At 34.1% G+C, this 17,267-nt stretch carries 13 protein-coding genes, 3 tRNA genes and 1 pseudogene; 3 read left to right on the forward strand and 14 right to left on the reverse strand.

The window, feature by feature from the left end; all coding sequences use genetic code 11:
* Positions 1–4: 4 nt before the first annotated feature.
* The 6 genes and pseudogenes from HX124_RS13325 to HX124_RS13350 all read right to left on the reverse strand — a co-directional run bounded on the left by HX124_RS13325 (position 5) and on the right by HX124_RS13350 (position 7,454).
* The gene (locus HX124_RS13325; RefSeq protein WP_286383491.1) at positions 5–664 is read right to left on the reverse strand and encodes a response regulator transcription factor; all 660 of its coding nucleotides are present in this window, start codon (positions 662–664) and stop codon (positions 5–7) included.
* Between the two features lie 151 nt (positions 665–815).
* Positions 816–1,205 carry a NirD/YgiW/YdeI family stress tolerance protein gene (locus HX124_RS13330; RefSeq protein ID WP_286377345.1) on the reverse strand — a complete coding sequence of 130 codons (390 nt, stop codon included), beginning with the start codon at positions 1,203–1,205 and terminating at the stop codon, positions 816–818.
* A gap of 136 nt (positions 1,206–1,341) precedes the next feature.
* A complete protein-coding gene (locus tag HX124_RS13335) occupies positions 1,342–2,319 on the reverse strand; it encodes a PIG-L family deacetylase (RefSeq protein ID WP_286383492.1) in 978 nt (325 codons plus the stop codon).
* 223 nt (positions 2,320–2,542) lie between these two features.
* The gene (tfpB, locus tag HX124_RS13340; protein WP_286377343.1) at positions 2,543–4,300 is read right to left on the reverse strand and encodes a type IV pilus assembly ATPase TfpB; all 1,758 of its coding nucleotides are present in this window, start codon (positions 4,298–4,300) and stop codon (positions 2,543–2,545) included.
* Between the two features lie 184 nt (positions 4,301–4,484).
* Positions 4,485–4,897: pseudogene (locus HX124_RS13345) on the reverse strand (DUF4951 domain-containing protein).
* 25 nt (positions 4,898–4,922) lie between these two features.
* The gene (locus HX124_RS13350) at positions 4,923–7,454 is read right to left on the reverse strand and encodes a TonB-dependent receptor plug domain-containing protein (protein ID WP_286383493.1); all 2,532 of its coding nucleotides are present in this window, start codon (positions 7,452–7,454) and stop codon (positions 4,923–4,925) included.
* A 220-nt stretch (positions 7,455–7,674) separates the two neighbouring features.
* On the opposite strand from HX124_RS13350, the gene gloB reads away from it, so the two are divergent.
* Together gloB and HX124_RS13360 are read left to right on the forward strand one after the other, a co-directional pair.
* Positions 7,675–8,406 (forward strand): hydroxyacylglutathione hydrolase, encoded by a 732-nt coding sequence (gloB, locus tag HX124_RS13355; protein WP_286383494.1) that lies wholly within the window; start codon positions 7,675–7,677, stop codon positions 8,404–8,406.
* 359 nt (positions 8,407–8,765) lie between these two features.
* A complete protein-coding gene (locus HX124_RS13360) occupies positions 8,766–8,969 on the forward strand; it encodes a hypothetical protein (RefSeq protein ID WP_065991968.1) in 204 nt (67 codons plus the stop codon).
* Positions 8,970–9,084: 115 nt separating this feature from the next.
* On the opposite strand, the gene HX124_RS13365 is transcribed toward HX124_RS13360, so the two are convergent.
* The 5 genes from HX124_RS13365 to HX124_RS13385 form a co-directional block, all read right to left on the reverse strand.
* Positions 9,085–9,169, reverse strand: a tRNA-Leu gene (locus tag HX124_RS13365).
* Between the two features lie 30 nt (positions 9,170–9,199).
* Positions 9,200–9,273, reverse strand: a tRNA-Trp gene (locus HX124_RS13370).
* A gap of 39 nt (positions 9,274–9,312) precedes the next feature.
* Positions 9,313–9,397 (reverse strand) — tRNA-Leu (locus HX124_RS13375).
* Between the two features lie 108 nt (positions 9,398–9,505).
* Positions 9,506–10,303, reverse strand: a complete 798-nt coding sequence (locus tag HX124_RS13380) for a protein kinase domain-containing protein (RefSeq protein WP_286383495.1) — start codon at positions 10,301–10,303, stop codon at positions 9,506–9,508.
* Positions 10,300–11,811 carry a DUF3336 domain-containing protein gene (locus HX124_RS13385; RefSeq protein WP_107009877.1) on the reverse strand — a complete coding sequence of 504 codons (1,512 nt, stop codon included), beginning with the start codon at positions 11,809–11,811 and terminating at the stop codon, positions 10,300–10,302. Before HX124_RS13385 ends, HX124_RS13380 begins: the two co-directional genes overlap by 4 nt.
* A gap of 193 nt (positions 11,812–12,004) precedes the next feature.
* On the opposite strand from HX124_RS13385, the gene HX124_RS13390 reads away from it, so the two are divergent.
* Entirely contained in the window at positions 12,005–12,877 is an 873-nt protein-coding gene (locus HX124_RS13390) for an ATP-binding protein (protein WP_107009878.1), read from the forward strand.
* 60 nt (positions 12,878–12,937) lie between these two features.
* Here the strand turns inward: HX124_RS13390 and HX124_RS13395 are convergent, their stop codons facing one another.
* From HX124_RS13395 to HX124_RS13405, 3 genes are all read right to left on the reverse strand, one after another.
* Entirely contained in the window at positions 12,938–13,849 is a 912-nt protein-coding gene (locus tag HX124_RS13395) for a sulfite exporter TauE/SafE family protein (RefSeq protein ID WP_286383496.1), read from the reverse strand.
* 173 nt (positions 13,850–14,022) lie between these two features.
* A complete protein-coding gene (chrA, locus tag HX124_RS13400; protein WP_286383497.1) occupies positions 14,023–15,240 on the reverse strand; it encodes a chromate efflux transporter in 1,218 nt (405 codons plus the stop codon).
* 73 nt (positions 15,241–15,313) lie between these two features.
* Positions 15,314–16,849 (reverse strand): esterase-like activity of phytase family protein, encoded by a 1,536-nt coding sequence (locus tag HX124_RS13405; RefSeq protein WP_286383498.1) that lies wholly within the window; start codon positions 16,847–16,849, stop codon positions 15,314–15,316.
* Between the last annotated feature and the right edge of the window lie 418 nt (positions 16,850–17,267).

The following is a 17,267-nucleotide window of genomic DNA, read 5'->3' on the forward strand; positions in this document are numbered from 1 at the left end:
GCCATTATTCATCATTCATTCGATATCCTAAACCTCGTATGGTTTTAATACGTGAACTTCCTATTTTTTTTCTTAGTTGGTAAATATAGACTTCTATCGCATTACTCTCAATTTCATCACCCCATGCATATAGGGACTCTTCTAACTGCTCACGTGTCACAATATGTTCAGGTTTTTGCATCAATTTATATAAAATTTGAAACTCTTTTGCTGTCAAATTCACATTTTCATCATGCTGTAATACCCGTTTTCCTTGTAAATCTAAAACTAAATCAGCATATTTTAACTGGTCTTGTCCTGTGCTATGTTTTTGTCTTAATTGTGTTCTTACACGTGCAGATAACTCTTCTAAACTAAAGGGTTTAACCAGATAATCATTTGCACCCAAATCTAGCCCTTCAACACGATCTTGTATGGTATCTCTTGCTGTAATAAAAATGACGGGAGGAGATTGTTTTAGTTGTTGAATAACATGAATAATTTGATCACCACTTGCTTGAGGTAAACCTCGATCCAGTAAAACACAATCATATTGATGTTGTTTTACTGCCAAAATGGCATGATCACCACGCTCTACCCAATCAACGGTATAGCCATCCATTTCTAACCATGTTTGAATACTTTCAGCCTGTGATGCATCGTCTTCAGCCAATAAAATTCGCATGAATCTTTACCTAGTTTTATTTTCAACTTAATCAATTTAACACGAATTTTCACATCACATTTTCATAAAAAACCACATCCTTATTGATGTGGTTTTATCATGATGTCTAATCAGACATGAAAATCATGTGTAACTATCTCACTGATCTGATTTAGAATTTAACAGCATCAACCTCAATTTCCACACGTTTTGTAGGTTTATAATCCACATCAACCTCACCACTCAAAGTCACCAAAGTACTTGCAGAAACAGCTTTACCTTTCCAAAGATCATCATCAATATCAACGGTAATTGTTCCCGTTTTATCTCGGAACTGATATTTTTCATCACCAATCGCTTTTACAACATATCCTTGAAGTTGAACCTTAGCATCATGTTTTAATGTCAATGCTTGCTTGACTGTCGTCGCTGTATATAAAGCTGTTTGATTAACCACTTGCGTTTGAGTCGCTGCTTGATTGACGATGGTATTATTTGCAACAGTAATAGAAGTCACAGCAACTAAAGTAGAAAATAATACTGCTTTTGTCATAAGTTTCATGTTAAATATCTCACTCTATTCATTTTCGATAAAGTCATTAAAACAAAGTAAGATGAGGTGAATCTTAGGAATTCCTGATTTTTGATGATTATTTCATGGTTTTACAAAATCAACTTGGTGAATTTTAAAATAAGTTTTAAGGTAAATTTTGTGCTAATTTTTCTTGCACATTTTTACAGTTTACGACTGTATTTGAGCTGATATATTGCTTACCTAACCATACTAAATGTGGATCACGTGCATACGGATTTACATATTTATATTCAACTAAAACGGAATTAAGCACATTCCACATTTTTTGGTGTTGATCATATTCGCTTGATGACATATTAATCGGCTTTGCTCTATTTACATACTCTGTATATTTATTGGTTAACATACAATTATTGAGTTTTTGACTCACGTCTTGCACAAGCAATGAGGTCATAATATGATCAGAATGGTCTTTCTGATTAATATAAAGATTATCTTCAGCAATATTAAAACTAATCTCCTTTTCACCTGCTTCATATTTAATAATTTGCGCTAAAGTTTCTATAAAATCTTGTTTGGTATATTTGTTTTTCTGATCAACACTAGAAATCATCTTAATATTGCCATGATACAATTTTTCTAAACTTTGAAAATTTGTAGTAGGAAAACCATTTCCTTGCATATTGCCATCAGGCAATAAAAAATTATACATCACAATATTTTCACCAAACTGTCGACGTGGCAAAAGATGTTGATTAAATTCTAAAGTTTTTTCTTGAATATTATTTTGATTATTATTCCAATAATGAATAGATTTTTCATAGGCAAGAAGTCGTGTTGCCCAAAATGTTTTACTAAAAGGTGAATAGCGAGAAAGATTGATTTCATGTCCACCATCCCCTGCCGTAGTCAAAATAAATACATTTTTATTTTTATGCTGAATATAGAATTGAGCATTTTTTGCCATAAATAATTGAATATCATCAGGATGGGCTGCAATAAAAAATTGTACACTCTGATTTTTTTGTGGAGACACTTGAGGTTTGATCTGAGGTGCAGGGTTATCTGAAGAACCGCCACCACATGCAGATAAAGCAATAAAACTACTAACAACAATTAATTTAAAAATTCTTTTCATCATCTGCAAATAAAAGTTTATTTTATAAACACAATTATACTAAAAATGTGTCGTAGTTCTAGCTATTTCCCATAAAAAGGATTGAACAAAAGCTTAGAAATGATTTTTTTGATAAAATAAGTTTTTGTTATTGAAGCAAAAATTTATCACTAAACCTCTGCTTCTTCTCAAATGACGATTTAATTTTCAATAAATTTAAAAAATGGTCAATTATTTTTAAACAGATTTAATTTAACGGTACGACTCTTAATACTTCTTCCAAAGTGGTCACGCCCTCTATGACTTTATGCGCACCAGCAATACGAAGTGGGTCTATGCCCTCTTGTTTTGCTTGAGCACGTAATTCATCCAAAGTTGCATGCGCCGAAATTTTCTGCTTTGAGCTTAGGCTAATTGGCATAAACTCATAAATTCCAACTCGACCTTGATAGCCTGTTTGACGACATTCTTCACAGCCAACAGCTTTAAATACAAAATCAGGCATTTGTATTTGATAACCAAAAGTTAAATGTTTCCATTCTTGATCATTAATAAACGTTTCTTGTTTACAGTGTGGGCAAAGCTGACGAACCAAACGCTGTGCCAATACACCTAAAATTGTTGCTGCTGTCAAAAATGGTTGTACGCCTAAATCATGTAAACGCGTTAAACTTGAAGGCGCATCATTTGTATGTAAAGTTGAAAGCACCAAATGCCCTGTCAATGCAGCTTGAATTGCCATATTGGCTGTATCTGAGTCTCGAATTTCCCCAACCATAATAATATCAGGGTCTTGACGCATTAAAGCTCGAATCCCGTCGGCAAAACCTAACTCAATGCCATGATTAACTTGCATCTGATTGAAACTTGGCTCTAACATTTCAATTGGATCTTCAATGGTACAGACATTGACTTGTTCTGTTGCTAATTGCTTAAGTGATGAATATAAAGTCGTTGTTTTTCCTGAACCTGTCGGTCCTGTTACCAAAATAATGCCATGACTATGTTGGGTAATGGCTTGCCAATCTTGTAATAATTTTCCATCAAATCCCAATTGTTTAAAGCTACGCACCAAAACTTCAGGGTCAAAAATACGCATCACCAACTTTTCACCAAAGGCTGTTGGCAACGTTGCTAAACGGAGTTCTGTTTCTTGTCCTTTTGGTGTTCGTGTTTTTAAACGTCCATCTTGTGGTTTACGTTTTTCTGCAACATTCATACGCCCTAAAATTTTGATACGAGAAATGACAGCGGTTAAAGTGTTTGCTGGCATGTTGTAAATGGTATGTAAAACCCCATCAATACGAAAGCGAATTTTGCCATTGTCCTTACGTGGTTCTAAATGAATATCGCTTGCGCGTTGCTCAAAAGCAAATTGTAGAACCCAATCAACAAGTTTCACAATATGCTGATCATTTGCATCAGGGTTTTGGGTATCACCTAATTGCAATAAGGCTTCAACACCTTTATTTTCCTTATGATGTGCACCTGCTTTTTGCGAGGAAATAACAGCACGACTGACTTGGTAATATTCCACCAAATAACGTTGCAGTTGTTCAGGATTTAAAAGTACACGCTGAATTTTTTTAGGCTTTAAACTACTTTCTAAATTTTGTATCCAATCTTGGATAAATGGCTGATCAACACCAATCAAAACCTGATCATCCTGTATCTCAACAGCCAATATTCGATTACGTAAAGCAAATTCTTGTGACATCACATTGGTTAAACTTGCCACATCTGCTTTTAAAGGATCAATCACATATAAAGGTAGTTGTGTTTTTTCAGACAACCACTGACATAAAACGCTTAATGTCAGTCTTTTTTGTGGTGCAGTTTGGTCAGATAGATTAAAACTCGCAATCCATTGTAATGGATGCCATTTTAGTTGATCTCGTTGCCGATGCGTGGTTTGTACTAAAACTTTGTCGCGTTCGGTAATTCGTTGATCTTTTAATAATTGTTCTAAACACCATGTCGTGTCAATTTCAAAATTAAATTGCATTATTGTTTCCCCAATCGTATAGCCACTATAACAAATTATGTTTTATTATGAAGATCATTCAGTTTTATTTTATTTTAAATGCCTAAATTTTAAGAATTATTTAGCATAAATCTTTGCTTTTAAAATACTTTTAAATCGTCGAATTTAACCATTTAAAAGTACTTAAATACATAACTTTAACTTACTATTGGCTTGTCGTAGACCATAACATCGCGATTTTTTTCATGAGCGCAGCACGATAAGGTGCAGTAGGGTTACAAGAATTTCGCTGTACTTCATTTTCATAAAAGGCTTGCCACTCTTGTACCATATCGAGTGTCACACCTTGAGCTTGAATCTTTTGCACATCTTGCTGTTGAATTGTATTAAACGCTGCTTAGCCCCTTCCTCACCCGTTTCCCAGCCAATGATTCCTTGCCCAAATGCAGGTAAACTGATGTTATTAGGCGTCTGAGGAATAGTATTACGCTGAATATCGGGATTTACTCGACATTCTGCATTGAGCATTTTTTGAGTTTGATTGTGTTGCTTGAGTTCTGTAGACGTACATGCTGTTAATACACATATTGTCATCACAGATACGATAAATACTTTCATTTTTGATTCAATTTACCTAACTTAGTTAAAATTTAAACTGCACATCTGCCACAAATTGACGACCTGTTTCTGACAAAATGCGACTTGCTGATTGTTCATAGTATTTATTATGACGGTTGAAGACGTTGTTCACAGTCAAACCTAAATTAAGTGCATAATCTCGACCAATTTTCATTGCATAAGTTGCGCGAGTGTCCCATGTAAACGCAGCAGATAAGCGTTCAGGGTTATATCGGCTTTGTATAATTTCTCCGTTGTATTCATAGCGATCATTTTTAGCTATGGTACTTTTTTCCATCACATCATAAGCAGATCGATAACGTAAAAAATGAGTGAGTGTTAAAGGTGTATGATCAAACTTCATATTCCACACCGCACGAACAGTTAAAGGTCGGGCAAAATTATCAGCAGGCATATCGAGTTGTGAAATTATTTTTCCATCATATTCAACATAGTGCTGTTCATTGTACATAGAATCATCATAGTCATTAAAATTACGTTTAATTTGACTATAATCTACGGCTAAACTAAAGTTGCTTTTAGCCTGCAAAGCATTGATTGGTATAATGTTATCAATCTGTAATGTATAGGTTTTCGCTGAGCTTTGTCCATTATTGGTGTATTGATAATCACTGGCTGTATCAGCAATTTTATCTTTTCGTATTTGATCTTTATAATCACGATTTACAAATTTCAATTGTGAACGCCAATTTCCAAGTACCGAGCTGATCGCAAAAAGAGATTCATCACTATAAGCGACATCTAATTGTGTACGTTGAATATTACTACTGGCTGCATTTGCATTGCTGACTTTCCAAGCATCTTCTAAACTATTGCGACGTTCTTCACTCGTTAAGGCATTTTTTCCATCTTGTAATGCATAGCTAAAAGCATTATTCGAATAATAACGATTCCAGCCCACACTCAAATTCAAACGCTCATTCGAAAATGGTAAAACTTGTAGCAAACTTCGTGGCGCGACATTATTTTTCTTAGATAAACTATCATAATCTTGTCTTAGTCCAAGTCGTAACTTCAACCATTGATCTAACTGCATTTCATCTTCAAGATAACTAAACCAACGATCTTGCTGTACCTCTATTTCCCCTTCAGCATAATGACGACGACGTGCCAAATATTGCCCCGATACCGTACCATTGCTATAACTTAAATCACAATAAGGATCGAGACTTCCATCTGCTAAAGTACATGTATTTGTACCTAAACCACCATTTGACTTTGAAGGTAAATAATACATATAGGCATCCTCTAAACGCTTCCAATCTGCCTGATAATGCCCATAACCTACACCCGCTTTAAAATGGTGTATAAATCCACCAAGTTCAAAATCCTTAAAATTTGATTTTAAATTATATTCCCAGTTGTCTTGACTCATTTCCAAATCACCATAACCCCCTTCGGTGCTTGAAAGTTGAGTCGACCAATTTTTATCAGGTGATGTATTCCATGCCAGCATGGATGTACTTGCCGAGTCACGTGCGCGGTTTTGGCTTTGTAAAACAAGATTTTGTGTTAATACGGCATACTCTAAGTCATGCTTTAATTCAAAATCTAATGCCAGATTTTCACTTTGCGACTGAAATGAGCTATTGGCTAAACTTGGATTATGCTTATTATTACTTTCTTCTTGATAATACAAACCAAGCTTTAATTGATTTTTATCATCAAAATCATAAGATAAATTTCCTGAAAAATTATCAATTTGACGTGTTTGATTAGCAGGTTCTTGAGCAGCATAACTAGAAACTAAGTCGATTTCCGACCAACGTCGTGATGCAGACAAACTCAAACCTAAGCGTTCTGTCGGCTTGCCATAGACCGTACTACTTAAACCTTGTTTAACAAATTTTTTTTGATATTTTGCGTTATCATTATCGGCAAAAGCATCAAACTCTTCAGCATCAACAAAATGGTACTTTGTCCAATCACTACTGCTATAATCATAAGCAAGCGAGCCATGCACTTTACCGACTGCTGTATTGGGTATACAGGTTTTTGCCTGAATAACGCCACCCGTAAACTCGCCATATTCAGCACTTACACTACTATCTAATACCTCAATACCACATAACAAATCTGTATTAACAGTTGCTGTTAATGAACCACCATCAATAGATTCTATCCCTGTTCCATCTTTATCATCTGCTGGATTCAAAGCATTACCGATATTCACATTATTGAGTAAAAATTTATTATCATAAAATAATGCACCATGAATACTGACATCCGATGCTGCCAAATCGCCAAGTTTCCCTGCAGCAAGCGCATTATTGTTAAACTGCACATTCGGATTTACTTTTAAAAAGTCGTTGATATTTTTTTGCGTATTTGGAATATTTTCTAAATCTTCTTTCGTATACTTACTTTGTCCGACTTGTATATTGGACTTCGCCTGTAAAATAACAGGGTTTAATGTCCTAATTTCTAAGTTTTCATGAGATTGTATTTTTTCATTAGACAGCATTTCTGCCTGTATACCTGAAGCACATAGCGCCATAGCAACAGCACAATAAATACGTGAATAAGAAAATAACATAGCAATAATTTACAAATATAAATAAGAATCAGTATTATTTACATTTACAATATTATTACAACAAAATTTATCTTTATTCGTTCAAAAAACTAACACTTAAAACAATTTAAAAATGCTTTAACTTAAATTAATGCTTTTTATCATCTTGCATAGAGTAACTATCATTCACACTGTATTTTCTCTACAATAAAATGTGATGAATACAGCAAGGAAGTGAAAAATGTCTTTCAAAATTCATGTGATAGATGTAAAAAATCAATTACAAAATTACATTTGGCTCATTGAACATACCTCAAGTAAAAATGTGGTTGTCATTGACCCTACAGAAGCACATTTAGTTGAAGAATACTGTCAGACACATCAACTCACTTTAAGTCAAATTTGGCTGACACATTGGCATAAAGACCATGTGGGTGGTGTCCCCGCTCTAATAACTGAAAAAAATATCCCTGTCTATGGACCTCGCGAAGAACTAAGTCATCTTCCTTTTGTCACTCATCCTTTACAACATGATGATCAAATTACTTTTCATGATTTAAAAGTCGAGATCATTGCTGTTCCTGGTCATACACTTGGGCATATTGTTTATTTTATTGATGAAATTGATAGCGTTTTTTGTGGTGATACACTATTTGCTATGGGATGTGGACGCATGTTTGAAGGAACTGCTGAACAATTTTACCATTCACTTAATCGACTCGCAGCTTTACCACCACGTACACACGTATACTGCACACATGAATATACGTTATCTAATGCAAAATTTGCCTTACATGTAGAACCTGACAATATTGCTTTGCAACAACGCGCTGAACACGTTCAGCAACTACGTGCTGAAGGAAAAATTACTTTACCTAGTACTATTGAACTCGAACTTGAGACTAATCCATTTTTAAGGGTGGAAAGTGCAGAAGAATTTGCTCGTATTCGTGCGATGAAAGACAACTTTTAAGATGATTTACCATGCATGATTTAAACAAATGCATGGTATTTTTAGAAAATAATTGATAAAACCTATTTATGTCATATTTTCTTACAGATTGAGAAAATTCAGATTTATATTAGAGTTTTTCAAATTATTTCAATATGGCTCAACTAAACTGTAATAACTTACAGTTAAATCAATAATTATCAAACACATAGATAAAAATCAACTATGTATTTGATAATGAAATTTGTACTGTAAACAAAAAACTCACTTTTAAACTTGATCAAAAATTGTTATAAAAAAATTATTTTATTATTTTGCCCTTTAAAAATTTATCGACCATCCCTATTAATTTTTATAGACAGGAATTCAGGAGCATCTTCATGAAAAAGGTTGTTAAAGCAAAAAATCTTATCGCATTTCGTATTTGGTTAGAAAAGTTAGGTTACTCTGTTAAAAATTTAGCTGATGGTAAAGGTTTCACATTTAGTTTTAAAAAAGAATACGGTTTAGTGACATGTGATCTTGCAGGAAACAATCTTGCATTTCAATTAGGTGAAGAATTCGAAGATCATTTAAAAGCATAAATTTCTTTTTTTATTAGAAAAGAGAAATCAGGCATCCTTATGGATGCCTAAAATTTTTATTCCTAAATTCCAGACATAAAAAAAGCAAGATTTAAAATCTTGCTCCTTTTGAATATGGTGGGGACGGAGAGACTCGAACTCTCACACCTTGCGGCGCTGGAACCTAAATCCAGTGCGTCTACCAATTTCGCCACGTCCCCGAATAAACACCAATTTAATGGCTAATAAGTTGGCAGAGGATCAAGGACTCGAACCTTGACGAACGGTTTTGGAGACCGTCATGCTACCATTACACCAATCCTCTATCACAAATTATTAAGTTTTCGGACAACTTAATAATTGTTGGTGGGGACGGAGAGACTCGAACTCTCACACCTTGCGGCGCTGGAACCTAAATCCAGTGCGTCTACCAATTTCGCCACGTCCCCAATGGCTGTGTATATTATAGAGATCATTATGATCTGACAAGTCCTTTTTTTGAAAAAAACACTCGTTTGCTTAAATATAAAACAAAAATACACTTCCCTGCTTTTTCTTTAGCCAATTTTGCTTAATAGTTGTTTTATTTGATAAATATTTGTACAACGCGCCTGCTTTTTTTTCATGAGCAATAAATTTAATATCTCATTTAAAGCATAAAATTTAGGCACCAATTCTATTTTTAAGTCCTGACAATGCAAAAAAGCCCAATCTTGATAACTTTTTGCTTGCAACTTTTCTTGGGTTAACCATTCCAACCAAATAATTCCTAAAGCATAAAGATCTGTTTGCACTGATTTAGGTTGTGCATGAAATAATTCTGGTGCCATATAACGTGGTGTCGCTGTATTTGGCATATGCTTTACATCATCAAGATGACATGTCTGCTCAAAATCAATTAAACACAAGCGTTCTGATTGTTGTCGAAAATGCTCAACCTTTAAATCACCATGAATAAAACCTAATTCATGTAAATTTTCCAAGACATCTAAACTCTGCTTTAAAATACAGATCACTTGAGAAAATGCCATAAACTGGGGATGCTCTACAAAAAGTGCATCTGTATGTTCTACACATAATTGTTGCCCCAAATAGACAGACTGAGTTTGATCATCATTTCTAATATCTAAAATTGAAAAGTTGCTTAAAAATGAATGATCAGAAGATTCTAAAGCATTCAAACGGCTATACATTTCTAGTTCATTTAAAAAACCACGTTCATATTCTGCATTCACATGAGCAAGTTGTTGCTTAACCCAATATTTACCTGTTGTACTTTCTATACAATAAACTCTCCGCCCGAAACTTTGGCTGCGAGCGGAATTTATCGCTGTACCCAATGATTTGATGTTCATGCTTCTACTTTCTGCGTAGTATTCACTTTATTTTTCAAATTAAAATTTAACAGCTCTAAGCAGTGTTGAATGGTTTTACCAATACGTGCATGTGTTTCTATACTTGAAATTTTAGGCCAAGTTGCGCGCTCACCTTCACGTTGCAATAATTGAAAAAGTTCTGGTCGAGGGTTCTGCAACATATATTGATAATGTTTGAAACTATAATTTCCAATAATATTAACATCACCATAATAACGCTGATCTATGATGCCATAACCATGTTCTAGCAATCTGCGTACAGTGGGAATACGTCCCATTCGGTCTCGAGTAAAGTCCATCACATCCATCGCGATCGTTTTGCCATGTTTACGGACGATTCGCTCAGGCCAACTTAATAAATCCGTTCTAAAACGTTCAACATCTGTTTGCATAAATGGCACGATATGCGGATTGACCTGACTGGCAATCGTGTAGTTGATATTATACAAACGAGACATTTTCTCTTGAGGGAAATCACTGCGTACACTACCATCAACCCAACGTGTACTCGCTAAATAAGGCGTGTGCACTGAATCATAACGCTTCCCTGTCAAACGTACAGGTGGAAATAAAATAGGAACAGCACAAGACGCTAAAACTGCACTCCACACCAATAAATCAGGTGCTGTATATTTATTCATAATACGTGCATCTTCATGTGAAGCGTTATAGGGTGCAACACTAATATTAATATCTAAACCTGATTTTTTATAAGCATCCTCAAAAGTAAAATCACCCAAATTTTCAATCAAAAATTTCTTTAAATATTTAACATCAGCAAAACCGCCATTACCTCTGACCAGTTCTCGTAGGCTTCGAAAATGAAAAGCCTCACTATAAAAATGTTCACCAGACAAAATATTAGGGACTTCACTTTGCTCTGAAACACCAAGCATTGCTGTCATAATTGCACCTGCACTCGAACCTGACAGTACTTTTGGCAGTAAATCTTGCTCCATCAATGCCTTACAAACACCTGTATGAAATAAACCTAATGTTGCACCACCAGAAAACATCATCGCAGGTTGACCATATACTTTTTCACAGTTGGTAAAAAATTCAATTTTCTCAACGAGGCTCAGATCCTCACATGCCACGGATGCAATAAAAGCGAGACTTTGACTTACTTCTTCAACATAATCTTCAATAATTTTTTTAGTGCCAACATACGTTTCTGTGAACAACAAAGGATGGGCGATATTTGCAATATCATGGCTTAAACCTTCACTTAAAATATAAATAAGATCAGCGGTACGCTTCTGATGACGGTAGCGACGTAAAATATTTAAACGATGGGAAATAATCTGAGCATCAAAATAAGGGGAACTATTGTCATATTTCCACTCTTGCGTTCCACTTTCTTCATCTAACTTTAAAGCTGTGGATTTCCATTCCTCATAATTTTCAGCTTGTGCCAGTTGTCTTTTTAACTTTTTAATTCGATATGCTTGATGCGGATTAAAGTCATGTTTAAATTCTATTTTCATCTGTCGCATTATCCTTTAATACCACTCTAAATAGAGTATCTAATCAGGTTACTATGCTGAATAATCAACGTATAAGCAATTACTCAAAACAACTATTTTTTGGCTCAGATGATCATTTTCATTGCATAAAATAAACACTGAGATGATGCACATGTTAACATCAATCCAAACTGTTAATTATTAGCGAACTCTTATGGCAACTCTTGATTTACCTGATCATTTAATCCAATCTTTATCCGTTGTACTTGAACAGTTAAAACAAGTTCTTCCCGAACCTCGACAAGAAACGGATTTTTCTGCACCTGCCTATCGTTGGCAAGATAAACAACTCAAACCAATCTACCAACCTAAAGCGATTTTATTGGAAGATTTAAAAGGTATTGAGCGCCAAACAGCCAAAATTTTACAAAATACAGAACAATTTTTACATGGATTACCTGCCAATGATATTTTACTCACAGGCTCACGTGGCACAGGAAAATCTTCCATTGTGCGGGCTTTATTAACGCAATACCATGAGCAAGGCTTACGTTTAATTGAAATTGAACGTGACGATTTATCTGAATTACCCGAAATTCAAAAAGCGATACAGCATCGTCCTGAAAAATTTATTGTTTATTGTGACGATTTAGCATTTAACGCAGAAGATGAAAATTATCGTAGTTTAAAAAGTGTTTTAGATGGTTCATTACAATCAGGTTCAAGTAATTTCATTATTTATGCAACCAGTAATCGTCGTCATTTACTCCCTGAGTTTATGCATGAAAATACACCTGTGACTAAAGTTGATGTCCCACAATATAAAGAGTTACACCCACAAGAAGCAATCGAAGAGAAAATTTCTCTTTCAGACCGTTTTGGGCTGTGGTTATCCTTCTATCCAATGGATCAAAATTTATATTTAGAAATTGTAGAGCACTATTTGGCGAAAGAAAATATGCCATTTACAGCGGAAACTCGTGCAGAGGCTTTACGTTGGTGTCAAAGTCGTGGGCAACGTTCTGGACGAGCAGCTTATCAATTTTCTAAACATTGGATTGGATCTGAACGTTTAAAAAATATTTAAGGCGTTTTGTATAAAATCAAATAAATTGGCATTGAGTTTCTTCAATGCCAAGACCAAAAACTAAGCTAAAGCTTTGTATAAATTATAAATACTTAATAATGAAATCAAAATCCCCACCACTATCATCAGTGTACGAGCAGGTAATTTTGCACATAATACAGCAGCAATAGGTGCAGCAAATAAACCACCGATGACTAAACCTGCAATGACTGTCCAGTGAGTAAAACCACCAAATAAAGCAAAAGCAGCTCCTCCAGCAATTGCCAAGAAAAATTCTGCGGCATTGACTGAGCCAATGGTTGTCCTAGGGTCTTGCCCACTACCAACTAAAGATGTTGTGACGACTGGTCCCCAACCACCACCACCAATCGCATCCATGAAGCCTCCTGTTACTGCTAAAGGCGCAACATAGGTTGGAGGATCTGTCTTAATGCGTATCGTTTTAAAGGCTTTGATTAAAATATAAATCCCCATTAACAATAAATATCCTGAAATGAAAGGTTTAATGACATTTCCATCAATATTTGTTAATAAATAAGCACCTATCACCGCCCCAATAACACCAGGAATCACCAAGCGCTTAAACAAGGCTTTATTAATATTGCCTAATTTCCAATGTGACAGCCCTGAAAAGCCCGTAGTAAATACTTCAGCAATATGCACAGATGCTGAGGCAGCAGCAGGTGGCACACCTGTGGACAATAAAAAAGTACTGGCGGTTACACCATAAGCCATCCCTAAAGCTCCATCTACGACTTGAGCAAATAAGCCAACGCCTGCCGCAGTCCAAAAGCTTTTGCTAGAAAACCCTTCTTGTAAAGTTTGAGTGATGCTTTGTGATTGCACTGGATAAAGATTACTCAATACAGCAATCGCTACAAATATCGTCACGATAACAACAAATATGGAAATGATAATTTTCTTAAATGGTATTTGTCGGTTTTCGCTTTCTGTTGTTGTCAATTCAGTCATTATTTTTCTCTTTTCGTTATTCAACTTAGATATTTTTCACTTTTATTTAGTTTTTATAAATAATTAAAAATAGATAAGTTTAGCTTTTTGAGTAATTTAAGTTTTAAATTTTTGAAAAATTAGAATTTTTAAATTAAGAATTAAATATTTAAACCATCATCTTCAGCAAAAAATCACATAATATAATGGTTTAAATAAAAGTAATAAATGAAAAAAGTAGATAATAAAACTAACCAAACAGGAAATTTCATTCTTAGTAAAAAAATTAAAATAACAACAAAAATAATATCAGTGCTTTGAATAATATATTTTTCAGACATTTGATAAATTAAACACAATAACAAACCAACCACTGCTGCATTTATACCTTGCAAAGACTTATAGATTATTTTTTGCTTCATTAACCATGACCAATATGGAAAAGTACCAAATATCAAAAAAAATGAAGGAACAAATATAATAAAACTTGCAATAATAATATTCAAAGTGACTGAGGATGTTAAAGGTAATAATGCACCCAAATAACTAGAAAAACTAAATAATGGACCAGGTACGAATTGCACCAAAGCATAACCTAAATCAAATTTATCATTTGAAATTAGCCCTGTACTCACAAATTCTTGATGCAGTAATGGCAAAATAACATGCCCACCGCCAAAAACTAAAGAAGCGGATTGATAAAAACCTTCAATACTTTGTATTAAAACCGAAGGGGAAAAATGATTAAATAGTGGAAAGCAGAAAAAAGGCACAATAAAAATGAATAGCCAAATATAAGCTTTAGAATTTTTTATATTTATAATAGTTAGTTTAGCTTCAGAGTCTTTTAAAAAAATTTCTTTTTGATGCTGCTCTTTTGCTAAAAACCCACCAACGAGAGCCGCAATAAAAATCACAATGAATTGATTCATCGCCATAGACACAGTATAAATAAAAACTGCTGAAAAAATCAGCAAAACATATTGCCAGAGCTGATGACATAAAGTGGTTAACATTTGCCAAAATGCCCAAATAACCACTGACAAAACAATGAGCTGAATAATATGAAAAAATATATTATTCAATGTGTTAAAAATATATTGCCCAAATAATGCTGAACTCGCCATCAACAAGGCAGAAGGTAAAGTAAAACCCAACCAAGCACAAAAAGCGCCTAAATAACCATTTTTAAGATAACCAATACTTATTCCAACTTGACTACTGGTTGGTCCTGGTAAAATTTGAGCTAAAGCTAATATTTGATAATATTGTGCTTCATCTAACCAACGCATTTTTTTGATTAAAATATTATGAAATAAAACCAAATGTGCTGCAGGACCACCAAAACCAATACAGCCCAATTTTAAAAAAGTAATAAAAATATGATAGTTTGTTAATTTAGCCGTATTCATATCAGTTTATAATCACAAGTCACTTATTAAAACCAGAGTTTTTAATGAATCAAACTCTGGTTATTTTTATATTTTATGGAATTGGCTTTAAATCTAAATGGTCGATAATATATAAAGTATTCGTATCAATAACTTTTTTATCTTGATCTAAATATTTTTGTTCAAGCGCGCCATTATTTACCCATAATGAAAAATCATCATCATTAATTAAACCTAAACGTTCTTGGTCGATCAGCCATAGCCCTTCCATTTTATCATGTGGAAATTTTACTTGTTTATTCATATCCAATACCAAAGTTTTATTTGGTACAATAATATTTAAAGCAGTTAAACCTTGCCAACCTTCAGCTAAAACATATTGTTCCAAAGTTTTCCCATCAATCGTTAAACCCAGTTTTTCATCTTGTTTAATTTGGTTATTTTCCTTAACTTCTTCTAAATTCGTTGCTTGGCGTAAATCAATTTTATATACACGTTTAAAAGCATTTTGATTATCTTTATAAAAATCTCCATCACGTTCCAGTACTAAAAATGAAGTATTACTTAACGCAGTAATCGCAGAGTTTGAATATGCTTTGGTACCACCTTCTTGCTTATATAAATACTGTTTTACTTTTTTCGTGACTAAATCAATGCTGACTATACGAGTCAAATCCGACTTATTCACACTATTGTTTGGATTATCCATGGTCGATTGCATAATGCCTACCAATGTTTTTCCGTCAGGTGTAACGGTTAATCCCTCCATACCACGATTTGGGCGACGTTTCGCAAACTCAGCAGGTAAAATATAGCCACCTATACGACGTGTATCATCAGTAAAAGCATTTATTCGATCAAGCTCTTGACCATTTGCATCAAAATGCACAATATGTGGACCATATTCATCAGATACCCAAAAAGTTCCATCTGCAAGTGCCACTAAACCTTCAGGGTCTAAACCATATTCATCCGTTTGTTGTTTTAATAACTTTCCATAAATATCATAAGCTGCTTCTTTAGTTGAACCAAAATTGAGATTTGGCAAACCTGTAATATTTTTACCTGTACGATCTTTGAGTAAAATTTCTTTTATTTTTTTCACAGTTCCATCTGTTTGCACTTCAAACAAACCTATACGTGGTGTGTATGAAGGATCTGGAAACATTTTTCCGTTGTCTTTATTCAAGTTAAAATCTGCATTTGGTCCTCGGTCTGTCAAAGCATAATATTGATTTTTATGCTTTGGATGAGCAACTAAATCTGAACCAAATCCACCTCGACGAAACTCAATAAAATTGCCAGCTTTTGCACCATCGACAATTCCTTTAATATCCATCAGCTCATAATTCAAATGTACACCATGAGCAAATAAATTCTGCGTAATACACTTATTTTCTGTTTTTTGAATTTCATCAGTCTCTAGCTTTTTATTGTTATTTAAATCTAATGCAGAGAATTTTACCGTACCACCAAAACGACAATCTTGATCTCCAAACTGAAGGGTTTGTTCTAATGTTAAAACTTGCTTTGAGTTTGTTGGAAGTTCAGTTGTATTGTCTTTATCATTTCCACAGCCAACCAATACACTGGCAGTCATTATAGATAAAGCTAAATATTGATATTTCATTGTTGTTTTTCATATGGCTAAAATGAGCTTTGATGCTAAGCTGCTTCAATGACAAAACCATGAAAAATGTAGATTTAAAATGATAAAAATCAATTCTTTTAAGCCTAAAAATAGCGTCTAAAAGCGCATAAGATACATAAATTGAAGTCAACCATTTCATCATTAATCCAATATAATTTTCATGTTTTTTTATTATTTACTGATGTTACGCATTGGATTTAAATTAAATAGCTGAAAAAAGCAAAAGCTAAATTTACACGATGGGATCTTACATCTAAAGTTGAAATTTGGGATTAGCCACTGCGTCTTGCGCTTCATCAAAGTATACTTTGACTTGCTCAGGCTCGACCTACTTTTGTTTTGGCAAAAGTAGGCAAAACCATTGTCATCCGCAAAACTCGTCAACTACCGCAAATTG

Source organism: Acinetobacter sp. 226-1, from assembly GCF_030329325.1.
In the GTDB taxonomy this organism is placed as follows: Bacteria; Pseudomonadota; Gammaproteobacteria; order Pseudomonadales; family Moraxellaceae; genus Acinetobacter; species Acinetobacter sichuanensis.